Genomic DNA, 23,588 nt, shown 5'->3' on the forward strand with positions numbered 1-23,588 from the left:
TACTCCATAAAGATAAAAACCGCCGGGGTGGTCCCGGCGGTTATGAATCAGAACATCATGGACATCCACGGATAACCAATCAGCAGCAGGGCGGCCAGGAAGATGGCGCCAAAGATGGTGCCGAGGCGCCAGTAGTCTTTGGTCGGCAGGTAGCCGCTGCCGTAGTAGATTGGGCTTGGGCCAGTACCGTACGGGGTGATAATCCCCATCACGCCCAGCGAGGTGACCATCAGCAGGACGAACACTTCCATATTCATACCCGGAATGGTGGCCGCAATAGTCAGCATGGCCGGCAGCAGGGCAGTGGTGTGCGCGGTGGTGCTGGCAAACAGGTAGTGCAGCAGGTAGAACGCCAGCAGCAGGACGATGGTCGCCACGCCCGGGGAGATACCGCCCATCAGCGCGCCGCCCTCTTTACCCAGCCAGGCGATGAAACCGGTGGAGGAGAGGCCGTCGGCCAGCGCCACCAGGGTGGCAAACCAGACAAAGGTGTTCCACGCCGCTTTGTTGTTGGTGATGTCGCTCCAGGAGAGCACGCCGGTCCACAGCATCAGGACGATAACCAGCAGGGCGGCCAGCGCGGGTTCAATCCAGTCGGCGGCGAAGATCCACATCATCAGCGCGAAGCAGACGAACACCAGCAGCAGAATTTCATTGCGCGACAGTTTGCCCAGTTTTTCCAGCTCACGCGCGGCCCACAGCGGCACTTCGTTATTGATTTTCACTTCCGGCGGATAGAACCAGTAAGCCAGCAGCGGCATAGTCAGGATCAGCAGGACACCGAGCGGCAGGAAGGCGATGAACCAGGTCCCCCACGAGATGTTGATGCCGACGATGCTTTTTACCAGCGCCAGAGCCAGCAGGTTCGGTGCCAGCGCCGACAGGAACATCGAGCTGGTGATACAGGCGGCGGTGATCGCCACCCACATCAGGTAGGAACCGATTTTACGCGCGCTCGGGTCGTTTGGTTTTGAACCGTACAGCGGCGGCAGGTTGGCAATAATCGGGTAGATGGTACCGCCGCTGCGCGCGGTGTTAGACGGCGTAAACGGCGCCAGCAACAGGTCAGCGAAGGTGATGGCGTAGCCCAGCGTCAGGCTGCGACGGCCAAGATATTTCACCAGGATCAGCGCCAGGCGGCGGCCAAACTGGGTTTTATCGTAGCCGGCGGCGAACATGAACGCGCCGAAGATAAGCCAGACCGTGGAGTTGCCGAAGCCGCTCACCGCCCATTTAAAGGAGGCGCCGGCCAGCTTGAAGCTCGGGGCGGCCATCTGTTCCGGGCTGAACAACAGCCACTGGCTACAGAGGGCGATCACCACCACGCCGGTGATGCCGATAACGGCGCCAGGCAGCGGTTCAAAAATTAACCCGACGATCACCCCGACGAAGATGGCGAAGTAGTGCCAGGCGTACGGCGGCAGGCCGTCCGGGACCGGAACGAACAATAACAGTACGGCAACGATAATCGGAAGCGCCATCATCAGGAGACGTTTTTTAGTCGCAGTCGTTGGATTGACTGCACCGGCAGGCGGTATGGTTGTCTTTTTCTCTTTCATAATGAGTATCTGCAAGTTGTTGAAAATAGCGTTTACGCCAGCGACATGCTCAGTGATTTCTTTAATTACAAAAGTTACTTTAGTTTTTATTTTTCGTTTCTGAGTATCGTCAGGGCGTTTATTTAACGCGTTTGTCTGGGCGTTAAATTAAATTTGTTGGTTATTTATATATTGCGCTTTCAATGGCCGTTGCAATTGATCGAGATCAAGAAAAGCAGGTGATTTCACTATTTTTTTATTATCAGTATAACCCTATATGATGAGGTGTTAATTTGGCTAAAATATCGATAAATGTTAAAATAAAAATGAGCATTTAATGATGAATTTATAAATTATTTTCGTAAACGCATGAAAATAAATGTTTTTATTGAAATTCCAGATCGTTTTGAATGTTAACATAAGTATCTAAAATGTTATCGTACATTTGTATTATGTAAATGCTATTTATTATTTTAATAATACAATAGAGGTAGCGATGTTATTGTTGGGGTTAAATAGTTTTATAACTAACGTAATTGATTTAGTAACTAAAAAACACGCTATATTATTGGCATGACAACAGGAATTAAAAAACCAAAACCATTAATGATTCCGTCACCCCATTCTGAGTTTTTAATATTTTAAAATCTGGAGCGTAACTTATGACCAGTAACGAACGAATTCTGCAGCCATTTACTTTACCAAATGGTACGGAGCTGAAAAACCGTTTGCTCATGGCGCCGATGACCACCTGCACCGGTTATTTCGATGGGACTGTCACCAGCGAGCTGGTGGAGTACTATCGTGCTCGCGCCGGCAGCATCGGCACCATTATTGTCGAGTGCTGCTTTATTGATGACTACGGCCTGGCCTTCCCGGGCGCGATCGGCATCGATAATGATGAAAAAATTGCCGGCCTGGCGAAAATCGCCGAGGCGATCAAAGCGCAAGGTTCAAAAGCGATTCTGCAGATCTATCACGGCGGACGCATGGTCGACCCGCAGCTGATCGGGGGGCGCCAGCCGGTGGCGCCAAGCGCTATTGCCGCGCCGCGTGAGGGCGCCGCGATGCCGCGGGCGCTGAGCGGAGAAGAAGTGGAAGGGATGATCGCCAAGTTTGGCGACGGCGTCCGTCGCGCCATTCTCGCCGGTTTCGACGGCGTCGAAATTCACGGCGCCAACACCTATCTTATCCAGCAGTTCTATTCGCCGAACTCCAACCAGCGCGACGACGAGTGGGGCGGTAGCCGCGACAATCGCGCTCGTTTCCCGCTGGCGGTCCTCGACATCACCCACAAAATGGCCCGCCAGTACGCTGACGATGCCTTTATCATCGGCTATCGCTTCTCGCCGGAAGAGATGGAGGTCCCGGGGATCCGCTTCGACGACACCATGTATCTGCTGGAAAAGCTGGCCGCCCGCGGTGTCGATTATCTGCACTTCTCGGTGGGCGCGACCCTGCGTCCCTCTATCGTCGATACCAGCGACCCGACGCCGCTGATCGAGAAATACTGCGCGATGCGCTCTGAAACCCTGGCTCAGGTGCCGGTGATGGGCGTCGGCGGGGTGGTTAACGTTGCTGATGCCGAGCTGGGCCTCGATCACGGTTATGACCTGATCGCCGTGGGCCGCGCCTGCATCGCCTATCCGGACTGGGCGGCACGCATCGCCGCCGGTGAAGAGCTGGAGCTGTTTATCGACAGCACCCAGCGCGAGGCGCTGCACATTCCGGAACCGCTGTGGCGCTTCTCGCTGGTGGAAGCGATGATCCGCGACATGAGCATGGGCGACGCTAAATTTAAGCCGGGGATGTTTGTTGAAACCGTTCAGGATGACGCCAATGAACTGGTGATCAACGTTAGCCTCGAAAATGATCATATTGCCGATATTGAACTGGCGGCGAGCCCGGTGCAGACCGTCGAGTTCACCACCAGCTTCGAAGAGATCCGCGAACGTATTCTGACCGCCAACACCCCGCACGTGGACGCCATTTCCGGTGCTACCAGCCAGAGCGAAGCGGTGAAAAAAGCGGTCGCTAAAGCGATGCTGAAATCCAGCAAAGCGCTGGCAGCGGAAGAGGGCGGCAATGACGCCGCGCCGAAAAGTTATGACGTGGTGGTGGTCGGCAGCGGCGGCGCCGGCCTGGCGGCAGCCATTCAGGCTCACGACGAAGGCGCCAGCATCCTGATCGTCGAAAAAATGCCGACCATTGGCGGCAACACCATCAAGGCTTCCGCCGGGATGAACGCCGCGGAAACTCGCTTCCAGCGGGTCAAAGGTATTCAGGACAGTAAAGAGTTGTTCTATCAGGAAACCCTGAAGGGCGGCCACAACAAAAACAACCCGCAGCTGCTGCGTCGCTTCGTGGAGAATGCGCCGCAAGCCATTGAGTGGCTGGCGGACCGCGGCATTATGCTCAACGACATCACCACCACCGGCGGGATGAGCATTGACCGTACCCACCGTCCGCGCGACGGGTCAGCAGTCGGCGGCTATCTGATTAGCGGCCTGGTGCGCAACATCACCAAACGCGGGATCGACGTCCTGCTGGATACCTCGGTGGAAGAGATCCTGATGAGCGGGGATGAGGTGAGCGGTGTACGTCTGGTCAACGACGAAAAAGAAGTCATTGAAGTACAGACCAAAAGCATCGTAGTGGCCACCGGCGGCTTCAGCGCCAACAGCGCGATGGTGGTGAAGTATCGTCCGGACCTCGAAGGCTTCGTCACCACCAACCACAAAGGGGCAACCGGGAGTGGTATCGCGCTGCTGGAACGCATCGGCGCTGGCACCGTGGATATGGGCGAAATTCAGATTCACCCCACCGTCGAACAGCAGACTTCGTACCTGATTTCCGAATCGATTCGCGGCGGCGGCGCTATTCTTGTTAACCAGCAGGGGAACCGCTTCTTTAACGAAATGGAGACCCGCGATAAAGTCTCGGCGGCGATTATCGCCCTGCCGGAACACTATGCGTACATTGTCTTTGACGAGCATGTGCGGGCGAAAAACAAAGCTGCCGATGAGTACATCGCCAAAGGCTTCGTCACCAGCGCCAGCTCGCCACGTGAACTGGCGGAGAAACTGGGGATGGATTACCATGCCTTCCTCGCCACCCTCGAGTGTTACAACGGGGCAGTCGAAAAACAGCATGATGAACAGTTTGGCCGCACAACCGCGCTGCGCGCGCCGATTAACGAAGGCCCGTTCCATGCCATTCGCATCGCCCCCGGGGTGCACCACACCATGGGCGGCGTGACCATTAACACCGATGGCGAAGTGCTGAACGTTGACCAGCAGCCGATCCGCGGCGCCTACGCCGCCGGTGAAGTGGTGGGCGGGATCCACGGCGGCAACCGCATCGGCGGTAACGCGGTCGCGGATATCATCATCTTCGGTACCCTCGCGGGCCACCAGGCGGCGAAACGTGCCAGAGGATAACAGGTAATTGCTGATGCCGGGCTGGTGCTTTTGCCGCCCGGCTTAGAGCCTATCTCATTAGGGCTATTTTGCTTGCCATGTTGAACCTGGGCAGTGCTCGAAATCCTCACGTACTACGTGTACGCTCCGGTTTCTGCGCGCTGTCCGTGTTCAAACTGGCTGCGCCAATTACGCCTACTGGGATAGGTTCTTATCCCTTCTGAAGGAGAGCCCGATGTCCGATAACCGTGTCTATAGCTACTCCGCCGTCCTGATGGGTTCCCCCATTCTGCTCAAACTTTATTCCCACGATGAGGCGCTGGCCTCCCGCGTATTTCAGTTAATTAAACGCTACGAAGATCTGCTTACCGTTAACCGCGCCGAGTCGCAGGTGATGGATATCAACCATGCCGCCGGACGCCATCCGGTCACGGTCAGTCGCCCGGTCTTTCAGCTGATTCAGTGCGCCAAAGCCGCCAGCATGGTGCGCGACAGCGCCTTTAATCTTGCCATCGGCCCGCTGGTGAAGCTGTGGCGAATTGGTTTTCAGGGGCACAGCGTGCCTGACGCGGCTGATATCAGGGCCCGGCTGGCGCTGACCCGCCCACAGGAGGTGGTCCTCGATGAGACTACCTGCAGCGTGTTTCTCCAGCAGCCGGGGATGGAGCTGGATCTTGGGGCGATCGCCAAAGGCTATATCGCTGACCGCGTGCGCGATTATCTCCGTCAGCAGCAGGTGGCGAAGGCGCTGATCAATCTCGGCGGCAATGTGCATACCCTCGGCGAATGGACCATTGGCCTGAAAAAACCGTTTGCCGACGCGCAGGCGCTGATTGGCTCCCTGACGATCAACGGGCAGTCGGTGGTCACTTCCGGAACCTATGAACGTTATTTTGAGCAGGACGGCAAACGCTGGCACCATATTCTCGACCCGCGCAGCGGTTATCCGCTGGATAACGAACTCGACAGCGTGACAGTGATTTCCACGGATTCTTTAGACGGCGATATCTGGACTACGCTGCTGTTCGGCCTCGGCGTAGAGAAGGGCTGCGCAGCACTGCGTCAGCGTGAGGATATCGACGCGATTTTCGTCACCAAAAATCGCGACATCATTCTCTCATCGCCGCAGCGGCTGCGTTTTGCGCCGCTGGACAGCGGCTATCAGGTTATTGACTGTACTGCTTAAGCAAACTGTACTGTTCGGCGACCAGGCGGTAGCGATAGACCGGTCGCCCGGTAGCGCCGTAGTGGATAGTGGTGTAGAGGATATTGATCTGTGCCAGCCAAATCAGATATTTGCGGCACGAGACGCGGGAGATATTTACGGCCGCCGCCAGCTCATCGGTAGAGAATTCAACGTCCGGATGGGCGTCAATCCACTGGCAGAGCGTACGCAGCGTTTGCGCGGTTAGCCCCTTGGGCAGCTTGCGCGCGTCGCTGGCCTCCGGCGCGCCGCCGTGCAGCAGACGGTCGACGTCGGCCTGTTCGTAATACGGCTGGCCGGTCATCAGTTTACGCTTCTCCCGCCAGGTGGTGAGCGCCTCTTCAAAGCGCGGAAACTGGAAAGGTTTGATCAGGTAATCAACCACCCCGTAATGCATCGCGGTTTGCACCGTGGCGGCGTCTGCCGCCGAGGTGATCATGATGACATCGATAGCGCGCCCCGACTCGCGGATGGTCGGCAGTAGATCCAGCCCGCTGTCCTGTTGCATGTAGACATCCAGCAGCACCAGATCGATCTCCCGCTGCTTATCGTTAATCATCTCCTGGGCCTGACTGAGCGTCGAAGCGCTCCCGCTGCAACGAAAGCCGGGAACTCTTGCCACGTACAGGCGATTCAGTTCGGCCACCATCGCATCATCGTCAACAATCAACACATTTATCACGCACGTTTCCTTTTACTATCCCAGGGGAGATGAACAAAAAATTGGGTAAATACGCCGGGTTCCGACTCGACGGCGAGGGTGCCGCCCAGTTCGCGCAGCTGCTGATTGGCGAGAAACAGCCCGACGCCACGATTCTCGCCTTTGGTGGAGAAACCTTTGTTAAAGATAGCGTCGATATTATTTTCCGGGATCCCCGGTCCGTCATCGCTCACTTCACCGCTTAGCCAGCCGTCCTGGTAGTGCAGCAGCAGGCCGATCTCACCCTCCGCCTGGCCGCTCATGGCGTCCAGCGCGTTCTCGATAAGATTGCCCAGCACCGTCACCAGTACCGTGACCTGCTTCTCGTTCGGGCAATCCGGCACCAGGCTCTCTTCCGCCAGCGTCAGCGTAAAGCCGCACTCGGTGGCGCGCTGAATTTTACTTATCAGGAAGCCCGCCACCACCGGGGATTTAATGCGGTGCTGAATGTCGCCGATGTCCGCCTGATAGCGGTGGGCGGTCTGCAGCACGTATTCCTCGAGTTTGCCATAGCTTTTCATATTCAGCAGGCCGAGGATCACGTGCAGTTTATTCATAAATTCATGAGAGGTGGTGCGCAGGGCATCCACATAGCTCATCATGCCATCCAGCCGCTGCAGCAGCTGGCTCACCTCGGTCTTATCGCGGAAGGTACAGATGGCGCCGACCACCGCTTCCTGGCTGCGAATGGGCACCGTATTGCCGATCAGCAACAGGCCATTGCATCCCAGTTCGCGGTCGTACATCGGCTCGCCGCTCTGCAAGACGGTCTGCAGGTCGGCGAGCAGCGGCGTGTGGGCCAGGGTTTTGTCCGGGCCGGAAAAGAGGATCTCCTGCGCCGCCGGGTTGATCAAATTAACTTCGCCGTGGGCATCGACGGCAACGACGCCCTCCTTCAGGGCGTGAAGCATGGCCTGACGCTGTTGAAACTGGGTGGAAATCTCCTGCGGCTCCAGCCCCAGCAGGACGCGCTTCAGACCGCGTACCAGGCTCCAGGTGCCCAGCGCGCAGACCAGCGCGCTGAACAGGATGGTCAACAGTACGTCCCAGCGGCTGTTGGCGATCTGTTCGTCCACTTTACTCAGCGAAATGCCGACCACCACCACGCCAATTTGCTGGCGCTGGTCGTTGAACACCGGGGTGAACACCCGCAGCGCCGGGGCCAGTACGCCGTGGTTAATGGCAACGTTCTCTTTTCCCTGCAGCGTGGGCAGGATATCCCGGCCGATAAACCGCTTACCGATGATAGAGGTATCCGGATGCGAATAGCGAATACCGTGCATATCGGTGACGATAGCGTACAGCAGGTCGTTGCGCCGGGTGATGGCCTGCGCCAGCGGCTGAATGATCTGCTGCTGTGGGGGCGCCTCCAGTCCGCGCTTCACCTGCGGCATATCAGCCATGGTGCGCGCCACCGCCAGCGCGGTCTCTTTCAGACCGTCGCGGGTGGCATTGCTGATCTGCATATACCACAGGGCATAGACCAGCAGGAGCACGGCGCCGATGACGCTGCCGATCATCAAGGATACGGCGGTGCTCAGCTTTAACGGTAAGGCGCGTTGGCGAACGCGAGGCGGCTGCTCTGATGCCTTCATGACGATCCCGGATAGATTCAGTGAAGGCATATTATCGCCGATAGGACGGTTTTCATAAAGCCGTGTAATCAAAGCCAATCGAGGCGGTTTAGCCGATACGTAAACCGTTTCACATGCTCTGCCAGCAATCCTTCTGACTGGTCATGCCGGCGGGCGGCGAAGATGAGACGTAAGACAGGATTGCTCAGATAACCGGCAATCGCCCCCTGACGGGGCGGTCGGGAGGGTAAACTGTGACCCCGACGGCGGTAAAGCACAGAACATTCCACTTATAGTGGCGGCAGAGGTTAAATAGGCCTGATGAATATAAGGATATGCATCAGGCCGCTGATGTCGCCGAGATGCGCTTTTTCTGTTGTAAATGGAGGTTGTTATGAACAGTTCGCTAACCGCTGCAATGCAGGCCCGCCGTCACCCGGATACCACTCACATCGATCGTCTCGCCACGGCCGACATGCTGGCGATGCTGCATCAGGATGATAAGCAGATATCGGAGGCGGTTGGCGCCTGCCTGCCGGACATCGCCCGGCTGATTGATGTCGCCACCGCGACGATGGGCCGGGGAGGGCGCCTGGTCATTATCGGCGCTGGAGCGTCAGGCCGGACGGCCATCGAGGCGGTCAGCGACTATTCGCCGGAAGGCAAACACGCGCTGGTGGGACTGATTGCCGGTGGGCAGACGGCGGCGATGGCCGAGCGGGAAACCGCAGCAAATAATTATGACCTGGGCGCCTTTGAACTGCAGTCGCTGGACTTTTCCAACCACGATATGCTGCTGGCGTTGACCGTCAGCGGCAAGACGCCGTGGGTGTGGGGCGCGATGCGCCACGCCTGGTCGCTGGGGGCCCCTATCGCTGTCGTCACTCAGCAGGCGGCCAGCGAGGCGGCGCAGCTGGCGGATATCATTATTGCCCCACAGACCGGGCCGGAAGCGGTGGCAGGCTTAGCCAATCCGAAGGCTCAACTGGCCCAGCGGCAGATCGTCAACATGCTGACGACCGGGCTCGCCATCCGTGACGGTCGGGTGTACAGCAATCTGCGGGTGGACGTGCAGGCTGACAATTCGCACTGGGCGGAGCGGCAGATAGCGATTGTCATGGCGGCCACCGACTGCACGCGCAGTGAAGCAAAAGCGGCACTGGCCAGCTGCCATCAGCACTGCCGCACCGCGATCCTGATGCTGCTCAGCGGGCTGGATGCCTGGCACGCGCGCGAGCTGCTGACGCAACATCACAATCACCTGCGTCTCGCCCTGCGCGAAGCACAGCGCAGAAGCACGACCACTCCCGCCCATTAACCCCTCAGCCAGGCGCGCGCGATTGTCGTACGCGCCTGGACTTTATTAACTAAAAAAATCTCTCTTTTTTATTTTTCTCAGCAATCAGGCTGAATTTTCGATCTTATTTTTCACCAGGTATCATTTTGATGTCTCGCTTTGCTTTTTTAAGTTAAATAATTATTTGATTAAAAATGCCAGAGTGTAAATGATATTTTAAAATAAAGTAAAAGTGCGTTAATATGCTGCCTCTTATTACCGTGTGCTACGTGATAATTCTATTATGCCTGCAATGAAAAAAACGATTATTTCCTTTACCGCATTAGCGATGTTCGTCAGCGCGGCGACGCATGCTGAAGCGGATACCTCTAAAAAAACCGACTTCCTGCTGATTGGCGGCGGGATCATGAGCGCCTCGCTCGGCACCTGGCTGCAGGCGCTGCAGCCGGACTGGAACCTGACCATGGTGGAGAAACTGGACGGCGTAGCCCTGGAATCTTCCAACGGCTGGAATAACGCCGGTACCGGCCACTCAGCGAATATGGAGCTGAACTATACCCCGGAACGAGCGGACGGGTCGATTGACGTCAGCAAAGCGCTGGATATTAACGAACAGTTTATGATTTCCCGTCAGTTCTGGTCGGCACAGGTGAAACGCGGTATTTTGCACGACCCGCACTCCTTTATTAACTCCACACCGCATATGAGTTTCGTGTGGGGCGATAATGTGGATTACCTGCAAAAACGTTATAACGCGCTGCAGCAGACCACCTTATTCCAGGGAATGAAATTCTCCACCGATCACGCGCAAATTAAACAGTGGGCGCCGCTGGTGATGGAAGGTCGCGATCCGCAGCAGAAAGTGGCCGCCACCTGGACGCCGGTGGGTACCGATGTCAACTACGGCGAAATTACCCGCCAGCTGATCGGCAGCCTGAAGAAAAATAACCACTTCACCCTGCAAACCTCCTCCGAGGTGACCGATTTCAAACGCAATGCTGACAACTCCTGGCACGTGACGATTAAGAACGTGCAGAGCGGGGAAGCGCAGACTATTGACGCCAAATACGTCTTTATCGGCGCCGGCGGCGGCGCGCTGAAGCTGCTGCAGAAAACCGGCATTCCGGAAGCGGATAACTATGCCGGTTTCCCGGTGGGCGGCTCGTTCCTGATGACCGAGAACCCGGCGGTCACCGCGCAGCATCTGGAGAAAGTCTATGGTCAGGCTTCGGTCGGCGCGCCGCCGATGTCGGTGCCGCATCTTGACGCTCGTTATCTCGACGGTAAGCGCGTGGTGCTGTTCGGGCCATTCGCCACCTTCTCGACCAAGTTCCTGAAAAATGGTTCGTTCTTTGACCTGCTCAGCACCACCACCACCGATAACGTGCTGCCGATGACCCACGTCGGTCTCGACAACTTCGATCTGGTGAAATATCTCGTCAGCCAGGTGATGCTCAGTGATGATGACCGTTTTGCTGCGCTGAAAGAGTACTACCCGGACGCGCGTAAAGAAGACTGGAAATTGATCCAGGCCGGCCAGCGCGTGCAGATCATTAAGAAAGACGCAGAGAAGGGCGGCGTTCTGAAGCTGGGTACCGAAGTGGTGGTCGATCAGCAGAAAACGATTTCTGCGCTGCTCGGCGCGTCGCCGGGGGCTTCCACCGCCGCGCCGATCACCCTGAACGTACTCAAGCAGATGTTCCCGCAGCAGTTTAACTCGCCGGAGTGGCAGAGCCGTATTCACGCTATCGTGCCGAGCTACGGTCAGAAGCTGAACGGTAACGTGGCGCTGACCCAGCAGGTATGGGATGACACCGCCGCGGCGCTGCAGCTGACTAAGCCGCCGGTGATCCAGATGCCAGCGGCTGCGCCGACCGCGACCGCCAAACCGGCAGAGCCGCCGCGCGACGCCTCGCCGCAGCATGATATGGCGCTGTAAAAGCACATTCGTGCAGTGAACAAAAGGGAAGACCACGGTCTTCCCTTTTTTACATCCACATTTCCCTGCCGCTATTTATGAATGATGCTCATAACCCTGTTATGATTTCCGGGGATTATCCGTTACCCCGAAACGGCTAAAATAGCCAGTCACTTCACCGCTTTCCTCTCCTTAACGGATACCATAATGACTTCATCGCATCAGCGCGCCACCAGCGGGGCGCTTTTTATTTTGATTTTAAGCGGCCTGATGGCCTTTACTTCGCTCTCCACCGATATCTATCTGCCGGCCATGCCGATGATGGCCGCGCAACTGCACGGTGATGCCGAACTGACGATCACCGGATTTCTGATTGGCTTTGCGCTGGCGCAGCTGGTGTGGGGGCCAATAAGTGACCGGCTGGGGCGTCGCACGCCACTGTTCATCGGCATGGTGCTATTTATTATCGGCTCCGCCGGCTGCGCGCTGTCGACCACCATCGATCAGATTGTCTTCTGGCGCGTGTTTCAGGCGCTTGGCGCCTGCACTGGGCCGATGCTGGCGCGGGCGATGGTTCGCGATCTGTTTGCTCGTACCCGCGCCGCGCAGATGCTCTCGACGCTGACTATCGTGATGGCGATTGCGCCGATTGCCGGGCCGCTGATCGGCGGGCAGATGATTAAATTCACCAGCTGGCACACTATTTTCTGGCTGCTGGTGGTGATTGGCGCTCTGATGTTTATCGCCTTGTGCTGGCTGCCGGAAACTCTGCCGCCAGAGCGTCGGCAGAAAGGATCGCCGCTTAGCGCGTTTCGCAATTACGCCGCGTTGGTAAAAAACCGGACGTTTATGCGTTATACCCTCAGTCTGACTTTCTTTTACGTCGCGGCTTACGCTTTTATCACCGGTTCGCCGGATGTCTATATTCGCTATTACGGCGTTGCGCCGCAGCACTACGGCTGGCTGTTCGCGGTCAATATCGTTGGGGTTATGCTGATGAGCGTGGTCAATCGTCGTCTGGTGCAGCGCCATGCGTTAGGTTCGCTGTTGAAGGCGGCGCTGGCGGTATCGGCGATTGCCGTCGTCGTGCTGGCAGCCGGCGTGCGTCTGCATATCGGCGGCGTGGCGCTGATTGTGGTGAGTATTTTCCTGTTCTTTTCAATGAATGGGGTGATTGCCGCCACCTCAACCGCCGCGGCGCTTGATGAGGCCGGTGAATATGCCGGTTCCGCTTCGGCGCTGATCGGCTCGCTGCAGTATGGCAGCGGCATTATATCTTCGCTGTTGCTGGCATGGCTCCACGACGGTACGCCGTGGACGATGGCGTGGATCATGGCCGCTTTTACGCTCGCCAGCCTGCTTTTGGCGTGGCTCCATCGGCGCGTCGATTAATGAATTGAGTTCATAGAGACAAGTTGATTTCCCGGCTGGCGAGTAAGCGAACCGACAACGCGGAGAATATTGACGATAATTAGCGGTTGCGGTCAAAACGGACGTGAGGGTTATTGTTATACTGCCTTGAATTACTGAAGAAAAACGATAACCAGGAGTGTGGAAGGGCTATGAAAGACGATATCAACCAGGAGATCACCTTCCGCAAGCTGTCGGTCTTTATGATGTTTATGGCGAAGGGCAATATCGCCAGAACCGCCGAAGCCATGAAGCTCAGCAGCGTTAGCGTGCACCGCGCGCTGCATACGCTCGAAGAGGGGGTCGGCTGCCCGCTGTTTGTTCACAAAGGGCGCAACCTGCTGCCGCTGCAGGCGGCGTGGACGCTGCTTGAATACTGCCAGGATGTGATGAGTCTGATGAGCCGTGGGCTTGAGGCGACGCGTAAAGTCGCCGGCGTCGGTCAGGGACGGTTGCGCATCGGTACCCTCTATTCGCTGACGCTGGAAACCGTTCCGCGCATCATTATGGGGATGAAGCTGCGTCGCCCGGAGCTGGAGCTGGATCTGACCATGGGCTCTAACCAGATGCTGCTGGATATGCTGGAGGACGATGCGCTGGATGCTATCTTAATCGCCACCAATGAAGGCGAGTACAATCATTCTGCCTTCGACGTGGTGCCGCTGTTTGAAGACGATATCTTCCTCGCCGCGCCGGCGACGGAACAGCTGGATACCTCGCAGCTCGCCGACTTGCGCGATTACGCCGATCGCAAATTTGTCTCGCTGGCGGAAGGCTTTGCGACTTATGCCGGGTTTCAGGAGGCTTTTCAGGTAGCCGGTTTTGAGCCGGAAATTGTGACCCGGGTAAATGATATCTTTTCGATGATAAGTCTGGTGCAGGCAGGGGTTGGCTTCGCGTTGCTGCCGGGACGCATGAAGAAAGTTTATGAAAACGATGTGCAGCTGTTAAAGCTGGCGGAACCCTATCAGATGCGCCAGCTGATCTCTATCGTCTATTCGCACCATCGCGAGCGCGATGCCGACCTGCTGGCGCTGGCGGCGGAAGGGCGGATGTACGCCCGCAGTATTAATCGCTAAGCCGCTGCGCCAGATGGCGGGCGACGTCTACGCCGCTGCGCTCCAGCGAAATGGTCTCGCCGCGCCAGCCCGCCTGGCGGGTCAGGCAGGTGAGCACCCCGCCGGGCGGCATCTCGATTGCCAGCCTGGCGTCGCGTTCATCGGCGGCGATCATCGCCTCCTGCCAGTGCACGGTGCGCGCCATGTTCATCGCCAGATCGTCAGAGATCCGCTGTGGATCCCACAGCACGCGCGCCGTCGAGCCGCTTAAATAGGCGCGCTGAGGGCGCGTTAAGGTGACGTCGGCAAAGGCTTTTGCCAGCGCTGCGGCGGGTTTATCCAGCAGTGCGCAGTGCGAGGGCACGCTGACCGCCAGCCGCTGGGCTTTACTGGCGCCAGCCCGCAGCGCCAGCTGCGCCACCTCGGCCATCGCCTCATCGCGTCCGGCGATCACGATCTGCGTTTCGGCGTTGAGGTTGGCGAGATAAACCTCGTGGCCCTGCATCAGCGCCTCAACCCGCGGGCGGGTCAGCCCCATAATCGCCGTCAGCCCGTATCCTTCGGGATAAGCCTGCTCCATTAAATCGCCGCGCAGCGCCACCAGCCGCAACGCGCTGGCGAAATCGAGCGCGCCGGCAATCACCGCTGCCGGAAACGCGCCGATAGAGAGGCCGCTGACCATCTGCGGATCCACGCCCTGGCGCTGTAGCTCGCGCGCCCAGGCGACCCCGGCGATCAGCAGACAGAGCTGTACCGCACGGGTGTGTTTTAGCGCGTCGGCGCTATCGAGAGTAGCGACTTCATCCCCCAGCACGGCGCGCGCCTGGGTGAAGATAGCCTCGCGATCGGGGATGGCCGCCAGCATGCCGGGGCGCTGGCCGCCCTGACCGGGAAAAGTAAATAAAATCTTCATCATTCCTCCCTGTGCCACGGCGTCGCGGTTAAGCGTGCGCCATGGGATGTTTTCAGCAGCGCACGGCCATCGCGCAGCCACTCATTAAGGGCGAAGGCGCCGTAGGGCGTTTCTACCTGGGTATCGGCGCGGCACGGCAGTTGGGCCACACGGGCCTGCCACTCGCGCAGCGCCTCGCGATCCAGCGGCTGCGGCGCGCGGATCAGCAGATCCAGATCGCTTGCCGCATGGAGTACCGGGATCTCAGTGGCCAGCGCATAGCCGGTACTGCCGGTGACGCCCCAGCGCCAGGACCAGGGGTGTAAGGTAAGGGCGATAGCCGCCTGAACCGGCGGCTGTGAAACAAAAGGGGAGCCCAGCAGACGCTCGCGCTCCACCAGCATTTCCGGCGTCACGCAGCGCACGATATTGTACGCCTGGACCCAACCGGCGGCGCGCTGCTCGCGCTTCATGCCCCGCACCCCCACCGGGATGCGGGCCTGGTCATCAACGTCGCGTCTCACCACCACCGGCAGCGCGGCTCGCCACTGCTGAGCCACCCACGGCTCGGCAATCGCTTCCAGGGCGCTGGCGTGGTTTAACCAGAGTAAATCGTGGGGACGCGGCGTTGATGACATGGTTTACAGTCCTGAAGTCAAAGAGATAAACAGCGGTAGCGACAGGATACACAGAACCGAGCTTAACAGCAGCACGGCTTCAGCATCAGGAGACTGGACGCCGAAGCGGTTGCCGAAGACCACGCCGAAGAAGCCGGCGGCCAGGGCAATCATCAGGATCGCGGTAATGGCGATAGAGCCGTGCAGACCCAGCAGCATCACCAGACCCCAGGCAATAAACGGCTGCACCAGCAGTTTCACGATGGTGGAAGTGGCGATCAGCGCATTGAGCTGCAGTTTACGTGCCGACAGGATCACCCCGGTGAGGAACAGCGCGGCGGCGGTGGCGGCCAGGCCCAGCGGTTTGATGGAGGCCAGCAGCATTTCCGGCATTTTAATGCCTATAGCGGAAAGCACCACCCCAAGCAGCGGGCCCCAGACGATCGGTTTTTTCACCGAACGCCACATCAGCACCGGCAGCATCGCCAGCGTAGAACCGCTGTTTTCACCTGCGGCGCGGGCTTTTTCACGTTCCAGAATCAGCAGGCAGAACGGGGTCATCAGTACCGAGCCGCAGGCGATAGAGACCGCCACCGACAGCGAGGTTGACGCGCCTTCACCCAGCACGCTGCCGAGGATCGGCAGACCCAACGCGGCATAGTTTGGCAGGGCGACGGTGAGGGTCAGCACCGCGGCATCCTGCGGCGTGCGTTTGAACACGCTGGTGGCGAGGAAGTAGATCGCGGCATAGGTGATCCACATCGCGCCGGTCAGCACCAGCACCAGCGGCGACTGGGCGACGATACCGGCCCACGGCGTTTGTACCGTGGCGCTAAACAGCGTGGCGGGTAAGGCAAAATCCATTACAAAGATATTGAGCAGGGAGACATTTTTATTATCTACCATCCCGGCCTTACCGGCCCAGAAGCCCAGCAGCATAATGACGAAAATCGGGGCAAGAGCATGAATAATCACATAAGTCATAAATCACCTGTAAATAAAATAGAGTACTGGCGCGATTGTTATTTTTTCTAAAAGCCGTCCCTTCCCGGAGCGTGTATTCCGCGCTCCGGGGGACAGCTTCCGGCAGGTTTTCTTCTACTACTTACGTACGAACGTCTTACCAGCTGGCGCGCATGCGATCGCGAACCAGTTGTGAGCTGCGGCGGTTTTCCGCGCCCAGGCGGCACTTCAGTGAGGTATCTTTGCGCGCGTCAGCGATGGCGTCGCGCAGGGTACGGCTGACCAGCGACAGATCGCCTTCGTCTGGCGCATCCGGATTATTAATATCCAGAAGGGCGGAGAGCAGGCCGAGCGTCGCATAGTTGCTGACGTCGTAGGCCATCGGCGGGATTGTCGCCGCCAGTTTCTCCAGCGCCTCCACGGTACGCAGCGTAATGCGCGCTGCCGATTCTTTCCCCATCGCGTGGACCAGCACACCGCTATCGTTAAAGGCGATCAGGCGGTTGGCCTGATAGCCGTGGGCCAGAAACGCCCCGGACATCGCTTTTCCGACAATCAGGCCAATCACCGGGTGGCCGGCAAGACGGGCTTTGGCGTAGGCGCCTGCCGCCCCGGCTAGCGCCTGGTGGATGCCGAAAGCTTCTTCGCGGCGGCCATAGGCCTGGCTTGGGACATCAATTACCGCGACGATCGGCCGTTTGACAGGCTGGTCGGCGTCAGCGGCGATGGTTTCATTGACCACTTTCGCCAGCGTCCAGCCTTCCAGCAAGCCGACTTCGCCGCCGGCGGCGCGCGGGTAGTGGTTGTTGGCGTCTGGCACCACGGCGATAAAGCGGACGCTTTCGCCATCAATCTGGCCATCTGCGACCTGCACCGAAGGGCACAGACCACTCATCAGCGGCGCGTCGGGCGCCAGTTTATTCAGCCACAGCGCGGCGCGGTTTGGGAACTGACTCATTATTTATCCTCCCGGGCAAAAAGCTGTTTAATCTGCGCGGTATCCGCCTGCTGGCGGGTATCGAACTGGCTCAAGCGACGCAGATAATCGTCATAGTTGTCGCTACGGTGCTGTACCGGTACGCCTTTGGCGATCGCCTCGTTCATTGCGGTTTTAACGGCGTTAACGCCATCGTTAACCAGCGCGTCGACCAGTCCGCTGGCGGCGCGAATTTCACCCCCGGTCATGCTCCAGATAAACGGCCGGTTGCGGGAGTCGTACTCTTCAATGCCGGCTTCCTGCTCGATAACCTGCGGGCCGTTGAGGCCGAGACGGGCTTCACGGGTGACGATAAGGTAGCTGCACAGCGCCGCGGCGATGGACATGCCGCCGAAGCAGCCGACGGTACCGGTAATGATCCCGACGACCGGGGTGTAGCGGCGCAGGTCGACAATCGCGGCATGAATATCGGCGATGGCGGCCAGACCGAGGTTGGCCTCCTGCAGACGTACGCCGCCGGTTTCGAGGCACAGTACCGCCTGGGTCGGGATACCGTTGCGGTTATCTTCCGCCGCCAGCTCCAGTGCGGCGGCCATTTTGGCACCGGAGACTTCACCCATACTGCCGCCCTGGAAGGTGCCTTCGATGGCAATCACCACCGCAGGTTGGCCGTTGATCGTGCCTTTGGCGACCACCATACCGTCGTCGGACTGCGGGACGATTCCCTGTGCGCCGAGCCACGGCGACATAATGCCTTCAAACGGATCCAGCAGTTCGCGGTAGCTGCCGTCGTCCAGCAGGGCGTGGGCGCGTTCGCGAGCGCGCAGTTCGATAAAGCTGCGATCGTTACGCATGAGCGGCCTCCTCAAAGACTTGTTCAATACGAATACGGGCGACGCCCGGCGTGGCGCCGAAGTCGTGGATAATCAACTGCCCGGCGGGCAGACCGTTGCTCAGGTTTAACCTGTCGAACAGCGCCTGCCAGCGCGCCTGGCTGTTATCCACGGAGGTAGTGATCTGTACGTTGAGCGTGGCGCTCTGTGCGGCGGTATAAAGCACTTCCATATCGCCTGAACCTACGACCCCTGCCAATGCTTTGCCGCTGAGGGCGCGGTTGGCAGGAAATGACAATGTAATCTGTTCCATAACATCCTCTGAATGCGTTAGCCGGCAACCCGGTCGAGAAACAGGGTGGCGGCAAGGAGATCGGCCGCGCCACCCGGCGAGGCGTTGTGCGCCAGCATCTGCGCATCAAGGCGCGACAGCGCGGCGCGACCGGCGACGCTGGCGCAACCGCCCGCCGCCAGAACCTCGCGAGCGCCTTGCTGCATAGCGTGCAGGCCGTTCATGCCGGCGCGCGACAGCACGCAGGTATCGCTCAGCGAGGTCATGATGGCCATCAGCGCATCAAGGCGCGCCTGCGGCTCGCTGGCGCCTCGCGCCCGGCTTTGCTGCAGTTGCGGCAGCGCCAGGGTGGTAACATGCGGAAATCCGCGCTGCGCTTCCTCGCGTGCGCCCGGCACCTGCCAGCGGCGGCTGGCGCGCAGACCCTTACTAAAGCTTTTCGGCGCGAAACCGTCAGGCAGGCGGGCGAGGGCGGCGGCGGCGGCGGCGATCGCCTGTGATTGACCCTCTCCACCCAACATCGCCACCGCGCTGACCAGCAGGCCCAGCGCCCAGATGGCGCCGCGGTGGGTGTTAACTCCACCTGTCGCCATCATCATCTGCGCTTCACCTTCGCGACCGAGGCGGCCGACGGTTTCGCGCAGGGCGATATCCGCCGGACGCTGCCAGCTTTGCTGCGCCAGCGCGTGAAAGGTCGGCTGCAGGCTGCGGGCGGAGCGTTCCATGAGTGCCAGCGTCAGGTCCTGATGCGCGCCGTTGCCGCGACTATCGACCAGACCCGGTTTCGGACTCAGGCGGGCTTCGTCAATCAGACACGCGCTGGCGGTATGCGCCAGCCAACTGATGCGGCTTTCTGCGTGCAGGGGGGAGAGATTTTTCATTACCAGCTCCGGAATTTTGCCGGTGGGTTGTACAGTCCGTCGGACCACTCCACCAGGTCGGCGACGCTGCCGGCCGCCAGCAGCGAGCGGGTGGCATCGCTACGGCGAATGCCGATATCTTCCGGGTAGACCACTTTGCCGCTCTGGCGCAGGGCGGCGACGCGTTTGGCGTCCACCCCGAGGCCAATATCGGTGATCCCGGCCACCGCGGCGACCATCGCCCGGCGCTCTTCAAGGCTCTCCGCGCGGTACAGGTAAGCGATACCTTCTTCGGTCAGCACGTGAGTCACGTCATCACCATAAATCATCACCGGCGCCAGCGGCATGCCGGAGGTTTTGGCGACGTCGACCGCGTCGAGCGTTTCAACGAAGGTCGGTTTCACGCCGGCCTGGAAGGTTTCGACCATCTGCACCACCAGTTTTTTCCCGCGCTGCATCGGGTCTGGTTCAGTGATCATATTGAGCCAGGCCGGGGTGGCGTGGCGGCGACCGTGCGGGTCGTGGCCCATGTTCGGCGCGCCACCGAAGCCGGATAGGCGGCCGCGGGTGACGGTGGAGGAGTTAGCCAGGCCATCAACCTGCAGGGTCGAACCGATAAACATATCTACCGCGTACTGACCTGCCAACTGGCAGAAGGCGCGGTTGGAACGCATTGAGCCATCCGGGCCGGTAAAGAAGATATCCGGGCGGGCGCGGATGTACTCTTCCATCCCCAGTTCGCCGCCGAAACAGTGCACGCTCTCCACCCAGCCGCTCTCGATGGCCGGGATTAAGGTCGGATGCGGGTTCAGCGTCCAGTGTTTACAGATTTTGCCTTTCAGTCCGAGCTGTTCGCCATAAGTGGGCAGCAGCAGTTCAATGGCAGCGGTATTAAAGCCGATACCGTGGTTAAGCGACTGCACCTGATGCTCCGCGTAGATGCCTTTGATCGCCATCATCGCCATCAGAATGTGTTCTTGCTTAATCAGGCGCGGGTCGCGGGTGAACAGCGGTTCAATGAAGAACGGTTTGTCGGCGACCACCACGTAATCAATCCACGAGCCGGGAATATCCACGCGCGGCAGATCGCATTCGTCGTCCACCAGTTCGTTGACCTGGGCTATCACAATGCCATCGTGGAAGGCGGCGGCTTCGACCAGCGCCGGGGTATCTTCAGTACTTGGCCCGGTGTACAGGTTGCCTTTGCGGTCGGCTTTATAGCCCGCGATCAGCGCGACGTTTGGCGACAGATCAACGTACAGGCGGGAGTAGAGTTCGATATAGGTGTGGATGGCGCCGATTTCGAGCAGGCCATCTTCCAGCAGCTGCGAAATGCGCAGGCTCTGGGTGCCGGAGAAAGAGAAATCCAGTTTACGGGCAATGCCTTTTTCAAACAGGTCCAGATGCTCGCTGCGCCCGACGCTGGGCATAATCATATGCAGGTCGTGAATTTTTTGCGGATTGACCTCGGCGAGCATGCGGGAGAGGAAATCAGCCTGTTTCTGGTTGTTGCCTTCCAGCACCACCCGATCGCCCGGGGCGAGCAGATTTTCCAGTACGCTGACCAGCTGGTCAGTGGGGATGACTTTGCCGGCGATCTTCGCTTCGGCCAGCCGCCGCTGTTTTTCCGTCCGGCGACGGTTCCAGACCCGCGCCGTCGTTTGTTCAGCATTCATTGTTAACCTCCTGATTCGACAAATCGTTTTGTTTGTCCTGGTGGAAGTTAGTGTGCGATGCGCGGCGCTGCGCATCAATTAAGCACGGCGGCTAATTGTTAGCTTTAGAGTAACGATTGGGTCTTACCGTTTGTGATAGGGATCAATAATACGAAAGGCGTAGTGGTCTAAGGGAAGAGCGCAGGTGAGGAAGCCGGCCGGTACACGGCCGGCCGTGGGAAGGGGTTATTCTTTACTGACATCACTTAATAAGAAAGCAATACTCTGACCGCCGCTGGTCTGCTCGAGGGCAATTTTGGCGATAATCGTCAGTGGCACCGACAGCAGCATGCCGACCGGGCCCAATAGCCAGCCCCAGAAGATCAAGGACAGAAACACTACCAGCGTGGAGAGCCCCAGGCCACGTCCCATCACCCGTGGCTCCAGAATGTTGCCGAACACCAGGTTGACGATCAAGTAGCCGGCCAGGACCACCAGCGCCTCGTACAGCCCGCCAAACACCAGTACCTGCAGGATCGGCGGGATGGCCGCCAGCACGGAGCCAATATTGGGAATATAGTTGAGCGCGAAGGCCAACAGTCCCCACATGAAGGCGAAGCGCACGTCCAGCAGCACTAGCATGCCCCAGACCACCAGGCCGGTCACCAGGCTAATCGCGGTTTTCAGCACCAGATAATGCGACACGCTGTCGATGGCCCGCTGAATGGCGCCCATCCCTTCAACCGGACGGGACATCAGCTGTTGCAGCTTGGCGGGAAGCTGGGGGACCTCCAGCAGCATAAATACCACCGTCAGCAGCAGCAGAAAAATCGAGGACATCGCGTTCGACAGCTGAGTGAGCAGGCTGGTGACCAGCGTCATCACCGCGTTAGGGTCGATGTATTTATTCAGCTCCACCACCGAGACGGTGAACCCCATGCGCTGCAGCCAGGGGGCGATGGTTTGCATCGGCTCGTAGAGATAGTTGCGATATTGCGGTAAGGTGCGCGCCAGCTCGTTAAGCGAGGTCCCCAGCGAGGCCAGCAGCACAATGGCCAGCATGACGATGAGGCCAATCAGCATCGAGATCGCCAGCACGCGCGGGACCCGGCAGCGGACCAGCAGTTGTACCAACGGATTAATGATCACCGCCAGAAAGAGGGCGAGAATAAAGGGGACAATAATGTCCGCCGCAAAGCGAATGCCGGTAAGGATGATCACCAGCATGCCCAGCATGATGACCATCTTTAATCCGTTAAGTGTAATAATGGGTTTAGCCATAGGTCCCGACCTCAATCTTCCTTGCCTATTAACAGGTTGCGTTACATTAGCATAATGACGTTTTTTTGCAGAAAAAACGCATTGAAGCAAAACGGCGGCGTAAAGAATTGCAAATTCTTTGAATTAAATGTAGCACTATGCTACAAATTTATCTGTGTATAACTACTGAGGACAATTTTCATCCGCAACGGACGAGAAGCAACACCGCGGATAATTGTAATTTTATGGACAATCAGTTCAGGATGTATATTTTAAACCACCCCGTAGTCTCTCTCTCTTTTTCCCGTTTTGCCGGCGAGCAGCACTGGCATTCGGCGCTATAGTCACCTTCTCTCTGCCTGAGCTGGCGCCAAGCGCACAGCGAAATCTACGTCAGAAATTTTCCTGTTTACGCCTCGCGTAAACGGTAATGGATTATATTCTCAAGCAGGAGAAGGGATCATGTTTTATTGGATTTTATTAGCTTTAGCTATTGTTGCTGAAATTACCGGCACCTTGTCGATGAAATGGGCGAGCGTGAGCGGTGGTCATACCGGTTTTATTTTAATGCTGGCCATGATTGCTCTGTCATATATTTTTCTTGCCTTTGCGGTTAAAAAAATTGCCCTGGGTGTGGCCTACGCGCTATGGGAAGGGATCGGCATTTTGCTGATTACCGTGTTTAGCGTGCTGTTGTTTGATGAAAGCCTGTCGCCGCTGAAGATCGCCGGCCTGACCACCCTGGTGGTGGGGATCGTCTTAATTAAGTCCGGCACCCAGAAAAAAGCGTCGTCAAAGCAGGAGGTGGCCCATGCAGCAGTTTGAGTGGATCCACGCCGCGTGGCTGGCCGTCGCCATCGTGCTTGAAATCATTGCCAACGTCTTTTTGAAGTTTTCCGATGGCTTCCGCCGCAAAGTCTACGGCATCCTGTCCCTGGCGGCGGTGCTGGGCGCGTTCAGCGCCCTGTCGCAGGCGGTTAAAGGGATCGATCTCTCGGTCGCCTATGCGCTGTGGGGCGGCTTCGGTATCGCGGCGACCATCGCCGCCGGCTGGGTGCTGTTTGGTCAGCGCCTGAATAACAAAGGCTGGGCGGGGCTCATCCTGTTGGTGGCCGGCATGGTGTTAATTAAACTCGCCTGACGTCTCGCCGCCTGCAAAGC

The 23,588-nt window shown here is 58.3% G+C and carries 20 protein-coding genes; 8 read left to right on the forward strand and 12 right to left on the reverse strand.

The annotated features are described in order from the left end of the window. Nucleotides 1–47: 47 nt before the first annotated feature. Entirely contained in the window at nt 48–1,559 is a 1,512-nt protein-coding gene (locus SPE70_RS12025; protein WP_012968326.1) for an anion permease, read from the reverse strand. Between the two features lie 641 nt (nt 1,560–2,200). On the opposite strand from SPE70_RS12025, the gene SPE70_RS12030 reads away from it, so the two are divergent. Both SPE70_RS12030 and SPE70_RS12035 read left to right on the forward strand, forming a co-directional pair. Further along, nucleotides 2,201–4,978 (forward strand): flavocytochrome c, encoded by a 2,778-nt coding sequence (locus SPE70_RS12030; protein ID WP_064170116.1) that lies wholly within the window; start codon nt 2,201–2,203, stop codon nt 4,976–4,978. A gap of 214 nt (nt 4,979–5,192) precedes the next feature. Beyond that, a complete protein-coding gene (locus tag SPE70_RS12035; protein ID WP_012968325.1) occupies nt 5,193–6,143 on the forward strand; it encodes an FAD:protein FMN transferase in 951 nt (316 codons plus the stop codon). Here SPE70_RS12035 and dcuR read toward each other — a convergent pair. Both dcuR and SPE70_RS12045 read right to left on the reverse strand, forming a co-directional pair. After that, nucleotides 6,124–6,843: a two-component system response regulator DcuR gene (gene dcuR / locus SPE70_RS12040; protein ID WP_008805043.1), complete on the reverse strand. Its 720-nt coding sequence runs from the start codon at nt 6,841–6,843 to the stop codon at nt 6,124–6,126. The two genes, SPE70_RS12035 and dcuR, sit on opposite strands and share 20 nt — an antisense overlap. Next, nucleotides 6,840–8,456, reverse strand: coding sequence for a sensor histidine kinase (locus SPE70_RS12045; RefSeq protein ID WP_023297543.1), 1,617 nt, complete (start codon nt 8,454–8,456; stop codon nt 6,840–6,842). Before SPE70_RS12045 ends, dcuR begins: the two co-directional genes overlap by 4 nt. A gap of 373 nt (nt 8,457–8,829) precedes the next feature. Between SPE70_RS12045 and SPE70_RS12050 the strand changes: the two genes are divergently transcribed. The 4 genes from SPE70_RS12050 to SPE70_RS12065 all read left to right on the forward strand — a co-directional run bounded on the left by SPE70_RS12050 (nt 8,830) and on the right by SPE70_RS12065 (nt 14,139). Beyond that, nucleotides 8,830–9,753, forward strand: coding sequence for an N-acetylmuramic acid 6-phosphate etherase (locus SPE70_RS12050; RefSeq protein WP_064170114.1), 924 nt, complete (start codon nt 8,830–8,832; stop codon nt 9,751–9,753). A 307-nt stretch (nt 9,754–10,060) separates the two neighbouring features. Next, nucleotides 10,061–11,671 (forward strand): malate dehydrogenase (quinone), encoded by a 1,611-nt coding sequence (gene mqo / locus SPE70_RS12055; protein WP_229531661.1) that lies wholly within the window; start codon nt 10,061–10,063, stop codon nt 11,669–11,671. 186 nt (nt 11,672–11,857) lie between these two features. Then, nucleotides 11,858–13,042, forward strand: a complete 1,185-nt coding sequence (locus tag SPE70_RS12060) for a multidrug effflux MFS transporter (RefSeq protein WP_032732935.1) — start codon at nt 11,858–11,860, stop codon at nt 13,040–13,042. 170 nt (nt 13,043–13,212) lie between these two features. Continuing rightward, nucleotides 13,213–14,139 carry a LysR family transcriptional regulator gene (locus SPE70_RS12065; protein WP_032735501.1) on the forward strand — a complete coding sequence of 309 codons (927 nt, stop codon included), beginning with the start codon at nt 13,213–13,215 and terminating at the stop codon, nt 14,137–14,139. On the opposite strand, the gene mdcH is transcribed toward SPE70_RS12065, so the two are convergent. The 9 genes from mdcH to SPE70_RS12110 all read right to left on the reverse strand — a co-directional run bounded on the left by mdcH (nt 14,129) and on the right by SPE70_RS12110 (nt 22,448). Beyond that, nucleotides 14,129–15,031, reverse strand: coding sequence for a malonate decarboxylase subunit epsilon (gene mdcH, locus SPE70_RS12070; RefSeq protein WP_042948611.1), 903 nt, complete (start codon nt 15,029–15,031; stop codon nt 14,129–14,131). The genes SPE70_RS12065 and mdcH overlap by 11 nt on opposite strands. Next, nucleotides 15,031–15,648, reverse strand: a complete 618-nt coding sequence (locus SPE70_RS12075) for a malonate decarboxylase holo-ACP synthase (RefSeq protein WP_064170113.1) — start codon at nt 15,646–15,648, stop codon at nt 15,031–15,033. Before SPE70_RS12075 ends, mdcH begins: the two co-directional genes overlap by 1 nt. 3 nt (nt 15,649–15,651) lie before the next feature. Further along, nucleotides 15,652–16,611 carry an AEC family transporter gene (locus SPE70_RS12080; RefSeq protein WP_012541868.1) on the reverse strand — a complete coding sequence of 320 codons (960 nt, stop codon included), beginning with the start codon at nt 16,609–16,611 and terminating at the stop codon, nt 15,652–15,654. A 136-nt stretch (nt 16,612–16,747) separates the two neighbouring features. Further along, a complete protein-coding gene (mdcE, locus tag SPE70_RS12085) occupies nt 16,748–17,548 on the reverse strand; it encodes a biotin-independent malonate decarboxylase subunit gamma (RefSeq protein WP_012968318.1) in 801 nt (266 codons plus the stop codon). Continuing rightward, nucleotides 17,548–18,381, reverse strand: coding sequence for a biotin-independent malonate decarboxylase subunit beta (locus SPE70_RS12090; protein ID WP_008805034.1), 834 nt, complete (start codon nt 18,379–18,381; stop codon nt 17,548–17,550). The genes mdcE and SPE70_RS12090 overlap by 1 nt, the downstream gene beginning before the upstream one ends. Next, entirely contained in the window at nt 18,374–18,673 is a 300-nt protein-coding gene (gene mdcC / locus SPE70_RS12095) for a malonate decarboxylase acyl carrier protein (RefSeq protein WP_048271688.1), read from the reverse strand. The genes SPE70_RS12090 and mdcC overlap by 8 nt, the downstream gene beginning before the upstream one ends. A gap of 17 nt (nt 18,674–18,690) precedes the next feature. Further along, complete coding sequence (locus SPE70_RS12100; RefSeq protein ID WP_048964078.1) at nt 18,691–19,533, reverse strand: triphosphoribosyl-dephospho-CoA synthase; 843 nt, start codon at nt 19,531–19,533, stop codon at nt 18,691–18,693. Further along, nucleotides 19,533–21,188 (reverse strand): malonate decarboxylase subunit alpha, encoded by a 1,656-nt coding sequence (gene mdcA / locus SPE70_RS12105; protein WP_022065717.1) that lies wholly within the window; start codon nt 21,186–21,188, stop codon nt 19,533–19,535. Before mdcA ends, SPE70_RS12100 begins: the two co-directional genes overlap by 1 nt. Before the next feature lie 225 nt (nt 21,189–21,413). After that, entirely contained in the window at nt 21,414–22,448 is a 1,035-nt protein-coding gene (locus tag SPE70_RS12110; RefSeq protein WP_008805030.1) for an AI-2E family transporter, read from the reverse strand. Between the two features lie 441 nt (nt 22,449–22,889). Here SPE70_RS12110 and kpnE point away from each other — a divergent pair, with 441 nt between their 5' ends. Beyond that, complete coding sequence (gene kpnE, locus SPE70_RS12115; RefSeq protein WP_008805029.1) at nt 22,890–23,252, forward strand: multidrug efflux SMR transporter subunit KpnE; 363 nt, start codon at nt 22,890–22,892, stop codon at nt 23,250–23,252. After that, a complete protein-coding gene (kpnF, locus tag SPE70_RS12120; protein WP_008805028.1) occupies nt 23,239–23,568 on the forward strand; it encodes a multidrug efflux SMR transporter subunit KpnF in 330 nt (109 codons plus the stop codon). Before kpnE ends, kpnF begins: the two co-directional genes overlap by 14 nt. Nucleotides 23,569–23,588: the final 20 nt, after the last annotated feature.

The sequence above is a fragment of the Klebsiella sp. ZJOU C1 genome (genome assembly GCF_035620215.1).
In the GTDB taxonomy this organism is placed as follows: domain Bacteria; phylum Pseudomonadota; class Gammaproteobacteria; order Enterobacterales; family Enterobacteriaceae; genus Klebsiella; species Klebsiella variicola.

Bases quoted from the DNA above. Each gene is read 5' to 3' on its own strand.
- mdcA (WP_022065717.1), bottom strand. From the start codon at position 21,188: ATGAATGCTGAACAAACGACGGCGCGGGTCTGGAACCGTCGCCGGACG.
- SPE70_RS12030 (WP_064170116.1), top strand. From the start codon at position 2,201: ATGACCAGTAACGAACGAATTCTGCAGCCATTTACTTTACCAAATGGT.
- SPE70_RS12110 (WP_008805030.1), bottom strand. From the start codon at position 22,448: ATGGCTAAACCCATTATTACACTTAACGGATTAAAGATGGTCATCATG.
- SPE70_RS12090 (WP_008805034.1), bottom strand. From the start codon at position 18,381: ATGCGTAACGATCGCAGCTTTATCGAACTGCGCGCTCGCGAACGCGCC.
- kpnF (WP_008805028.1), top strand. From the start codon at position 23,239: ATGCAGCAGTTTGAGTGGATCCACGCCGCGTGGCTGGCCGTCGCCATC.
- SPE70_RS12075 (WP_064170113.1), bottom strand. From the start codon at position 15,648: ATGTCATCAACGCCGCGTCCCCACGATTTACTCTGGTTAAACCACGCC.
- SPE70_RS12060 (WP_032732935.1), top strand. From the start codon at position 11,858: ATGACTTCATCGCATCAGCGCGCCACCAGCGGGGCGCTTTTTATTTTG.
- SPE70_RS12045 (WP_023297543.1), bottom strand. From the start codon at position 8,456: ATGAAGGCATCAGAGCAGCCGCCTCGCGTTCGCCAACGCGCCTTACCG.
- mdcH (WP_042948611.1), bottom strand. From the start codon at position 15,031: ATGAAGATTTTATTTACTTTTCCCGGTCAGGGCGGCCAGCGCCCCGGC.
- SPE70_RS12035 (WP_012968325.1), top strand. From the start codon at position 5,193: ATGTCCGATAACCGTGTCTATAGCTACTCCGCCGTCCTGATGGGTTCC.
- mqo (WP_229531661.1), top strand. From the start codon at position 10,061: ATGTTCGTCAGCGCGGCGACGCATGCTGAAGCGGATACCTCTAAAAAA.
- SPE70_RS12100 (WP_048964078.1), bottom strand. From the start codon at position 19,533: ATGAAAAATCTCTCCCCCCTGCACGCAGAAAGCCGCATCAGTTGGCTG.
- mdcE (WP_012968318.1), bottom strand. From the start codon at position 17,548: ATGAGTCAGTTCCCAAACCGCGCCGCGCTGTGGCTGAATAAACTGGCG.
- kpnE (WP_008805029.1), top strand. From the start codon at position 22,890: ATGTTTTATTGGATTTTATTAGCTTTAGCTATTGTTGCTGAAATTACC.
- SPE70_RS12080 (WP_012541868.1), bottom strand. From the start codon at position 16,611: ATGACTTATGTGATTATTCATGCTCTTGCCCCGATTTTCGTCATTATG.
- mdcC (WP_048271688.1), bottom strand. From the start codon at position 18,673: ATGGAACAGATTACATTGTCATTTCCTGCCAACCGCGCCCTCAGCGGC.
- SPE70_RS12025 (WP_012968326.1), bottom strand. From the start codon at position 1,559: ATGAAAGAGAAAAAGACAACCATACCGCCTGCCGGTGCAGTCAATCCA.
- SPE70_RS12065 (WP_032735501.1), top strand. From the start codon at position 13,213: ATGAAAGACGATATCAACCAGGAGATCACCTTCCGCAAGCTGTCGGTC.
- SPE70_RS12050 (WP_064170114.1), top strand. From the start codon at position 8,830: ATGAACAGTTCGCTAACCGCTGCAATGCAGGCCCGCCGTCACCCGGAT.